Origin of the sequence: Herbaspirillum frisingense GSF30, from assembly GCF_000300975.2 — a bacterium.
In the GTDB taxonomy this organism is placed as follows: Bacteria; Pseudomonadota; Gammaproteobacteria; order Burkholderiales; family Burkholderiaceae_D; genus Herbaspirillum; species Herbaspirillum frisingense.
On sequence record NZ_AEEC02000076.1, the window covers coordinates 1 to 4,034 of the forward strand.

At 65.7% G+C, this 4,034-nt stretch carries 3 protein-coding genes; 1 reads left to right on the plus strand and 2 read right to left on the minus strand.

Features of this window, described 5'->3' with window-relative positions; translation table 11 throughout:
• Positions 1-1,666, minus strand: a 1,666-nt coding sequence (locus tag HFRIS_RS24310; RefSeq protein ID WP_006465683.1) for a methyl-accepting chemotaxis protein, incomplete at its 3' end; no start/stop codon positions are given.
• A gap of 226 nt (positions 1,667-1,892) precedes the next feature.
• Complete coding sequence (locus HFRIS_RS24315; protein WP_039877265.1) at positions 1,893-2,660, minus strand: YdcF family protein; 768 nt, start codon at positions 2,658-2,660, stop codon at positions 1,893-1,895.
• A 264-nt stretch (positions 2,661-2,924) separates the two neighbouring features.
• Between HFRIS_RS24315 and HFRIS_RS24320 the strand changes: the two genes are divergently transcribed.
• Positions 2,925-4,034 (plus strand): HdeD family acid-resistance protein (locus tag HFRIS_RS24320; protein ID WP_420865074.1); only part of this gene is annotated, 1,110 nt, incomplete at its 3' end.

The window sequence follows — 4,034 nt, forward strand, 5'->3', positions numbered from 1 at the left end:
GTCGGGCCGCAGCCGGCTTGGGAGGGGTAGCCGCAGAGGCCGGCGTACTTGCCGGTGCGGCCGGACGCACCGGCGCCTTGGGAGCGACCGGCGCTGTCTGCGCCATGCGGGCATGGCTGCCGTCGATGTGGAAGCCACCCACCAGACCGGCCAGGGTCGCCGCCTGATCCTGCAGCGACTGGGCGGCCGCGGCAGCCTGTTCCACCAGCGCAGCATTCTGCTGGGTACCCTCGTCCATCTGGGTAATGGCGCGCCCCACCTCGGCGATGCCGGCGCTCTGTTCCTGGCTGGCCGAGCTGATCTCGCCCACGATATCGGTCACCCGGCGTACGCTGGCCACCACTTCGGTCATGGTGGCGCCGGCCTGTTCGACCAGCTTGCTGCCGGTATCGACCTTGGCGACCGAGTCATCGATCAAGGCCTTGATCTCCTTGGCCGCCGAGGCCGAACGCTGGGCCAGGGAGCGCACCTCCGAAGCCACCACCGCAAAGCCGCGTCCCTGTTCGCCGGCACGGGCTGCTTCCACCGCCGCGTTCAGGGCCAGGATATTGGTCTGGAAGGCGATACCGTCGATCACCCCGATGATGTCGGCGATCTTGCGTGAACTGTCGGTGATGCCTTCCATGGTCTGCACTACCTGGCTGACCACGCTGCCGCCCTGGATGGCCACGTCCGAGGCCGATTCGGCCAACTGGTTGGCCTGGCGCGCGTTGTCGGCGTTCTGCTTGACGGTGGCCGTCAGTTGTTCCATGGCCGAGGCGGTTTCTTCCAGCGAGCCGGCCTGCTGTTCGGTGCGGCCGGACAGGTCGAGGTTGCCGCTGGCGATTTCCTGCGAGGCGGTGGCAATCGTGTCGGCCGAGGTCTTGATATTGGTGATGGTATTGAGCAGCGAATCACGCATGCTGCGCACCGCAAACAGCAGGCTGCTGCGGTCACCCGGCGCGGTCTCGATGTTGGGCGTGAGGTCGCCCTGGGCGATGCGGTTGGCCACGTCGGCCGCCTTGGCCGGATCGCCGCCGATGGTACGCAGGATGCCACGATTGATCACGATCACCAGGCCCACCAGCGCAGCAGCCACCACGGCGAACAGGATCACCATCTGCCACAGGCTGCGCATGAAGGCGGCATTGATGTCATCCATGTAGGCGCCGGTGGTCAGGTGCCAGTCCCAGGGCTGATAGGAGATCACGAAAGAGGTCTTGGCCACCGGTTCGGCTGCGCCGACCTTGGGCCACAGATAGTGGACGAAGCCGCCATTGGGCTGGCTGCCGGCCTTGGTGATCTCGACGAACAGGTTGTTGCCGGCCGGGTCCTTGAAGTTGGTCAGGTCCTTGCCATCCAGTTCGGGCTTGATCGGGTGCATGACGATGATCTGGGCCGAGGTGGAAATCGAGAAGTAGCCATCACTGCCATAGCGCAGGCTCTTGATGGCGGCCTTGGCGCGCTTTTGTGCTTCTTCCTTGCTCATGGTGCCGCCCTCGGCCAGGGCGCCGTAGCCCTTGACCAGCGACAGCGCGGTCTGGCCGATGTTGGTCAGGTCGGCCTTGCGTTCTTCCAGACGGACCTGGCGCACCATGAAGGCGCTGAAGACGGAAATGGCCAGAAGTGCGATGAGGCTCAGTACGAGCGGCAGCCAAAGTTTCTTGCTGAAGGACAACTGGCCCATGATGTAGATCTCCCATTGGTTGGTGGAGGCTCCCCGGCATCCTTGCGCCGGAGCGATTGCGGCGGGACGCTGGCCCCGGACACATCACTTTCTGTGAGCACGATAAGAACAATGACACCCTGAAACTCACCCGGACGGCGAAACCGCAGCAGCCTGGGTGACCTTGTCACTTTACCGATTGATGACAAGGGCGAAGGCGCGAACAGGAGGCGGAAGGGGGGTCACTTCATGGGCTGACGGCAGTACGCAGGCGATACCAGGCCTGGCCTATCCATTCGCGCAGGGCGTAGCTGGCCATCTGCAGGTGGCTGGCGCCGGGCAGGTAATCGGTCACGCGCGCGCGTGCCGGCACCAGGAACAGCGTGGCCGCAGCCCTGGCCTGCAGCCCGGTGCGGGCGAAGGCGCGCATGGCACGCGGCATGTGGATGCTGTCGGTGACGACGATGACGCGCTCGATACCCTCCGCCTTGAGCATGGCCGCCGAGAGGGTGGCGTTGTCGGCAGTGGTGTCGGCATGGCGCTCCTGCCAGCGTACCGGTACGCCGAAATCGCGCTGCAGCACCCGCGCCATCAGTTCGGCCTCGCTCTGCGGCGAGCCGTCCGGACTGCCCCCGGTGACCAGGATGGGCAGACCGCTCTGGCGATGCAGGGCGGCGCCGTATTGCAGCCGCTTCATGCCGATCGGCGTGGCGTCGTCCAGCCCGCCGTATTCCGGCGCCTGGTCGATCCGGCCGGAACCGAGGATGACGATGGCCTGGGCATCCCCCACACTTGCCAGCGGCGGGTACTGGTGTTCCAGCGGGGCGATCAGGCACAGGGCGCCCATCCGGGTACTGAGCAGCAGCAGGCTGGCCACCCCCAACAGCACCAGCGCCGCGCCGGTGCGTGGTGCCCGGCGCCGCCACAGCCAGCCGGCCAGGCATAGCAGCAGGGGGGAGACCGGTGGCAGCAGCAGGCTGCTGGCCACGGCCGAGAGCAGGACGGAAAAGGACATGGGCGGCACGCAAAGCAGGATGAGCGCGCATTGTGCGGCATTGTGCAGCCCCGCGTCACCTGTGTTGCCGTCGCTGAAAATGCACAATTTGCCTCGCGGCACGTAATCCCTGAAAATGCGGGATCGCTAAAGGGAAGGGCATGCGCCCCGGGGAACGCCGTGATACGACTCGTCTTGTTGTTGCTGGGGGCGGATTTCATCCGCCGCAATTGGCATGCATTGGCTGTGGCCGGCCTGGCCTGGGGTGCCATCGGCGTATCGCTGATGATCGATGCCCTGGACGGCGTGCTCAATTTTCCGCTGACCCTGTTCGGCTACCTGCTGTTGCTTGAGAGCCTGGTCACGCTGTGGGTGGCCAACAGTGGCATGGGGGCGCAGAAGACCCTGCGTTACGTCAAGGGGACCCTGTTCCTGCTCATTGCCATCCTGGTCATCACCCAGCACCAGGCCAGCAACATGGCGCTGGCCATGCTGTTCGGCATTGCCTTCACCATCGGCGGCTCGCTGCAGATCACCTCGGCACTGGTGGTCCGTTTCCCGCGCTGGCGCACCGCCATGCTGGGGGGACTGGTGCAGATCGTGCTGGCGATCTTCTTCTTCCAGCCCTATCCCACCCACTACAAGGGGACCGTGCCCTATTGCCTGGCACTGGGCCTGATCTTCGGCGGCTGGAACATGATCTGGCTGGCGCTGCGCAGCCGCATGCTGCCGCAGCAGGCCTCGGCCGATGTGCTGGTGGAGCGCAACAGCGGCGACGACCGACCCTTCGACGCCGGGCTGCATGACGGTGCGGCCGACCTGCAGTCGCGCCTGCGTCCGGCCTCTTCTGATACCACCGAGGCCACAGAGACCACGCGGGCCACCGTGGCTGCGCCCCTGACCGTACACGTCTGGACGCCCACCGGCAGCGCCAAGGGACCGGCGCGGCGACAGCCGGTGATCGACCGCTACATCGCCGCCGTCGACCTCAATGGCGTCATCTCCACCGGCCATGCGGCGCTGGAGATTCAGCCCGATCTCTACATCAGCCTCTATCCGGCCGAGGAAATCGACCGCTCGCCTGACCAGTTTGCGCGCCTGTTGCGGGCCACCGCCGAGAACGACGTCAAGGGACGCTACCTGACCGACTACGCCAGCGAAGCAGCGGCCTGGTGCGAATCGACCGAGAAGATCGTCTTCCGCGACTATCGCCGGGCTTCGCTGGATCGCTTCTGGCAGCACTATCGCCGCACCGAAATCTACAACCTGACCCACCGCAATTGCTCCAGCACCGTGGCCAATGCCCTGGAGGCGGCGCTGGAAGGCGTCATGGGCGGTCGCGACCGTCACTGGTTCAATGCGGTGCGGATGATGTTCACCCCCGAAATCTGGGTC

Excerpts from the sequence above, each read along its gene's own strand:
- HFRIS_RS24315 (WP_039877265.1), bottom strand. The coding sequence starts at position 2,660 with ATGTCCTTTTCCGTCCTGCTCTCGGCCGTGGCCAGCAGCCTGCTGCTG.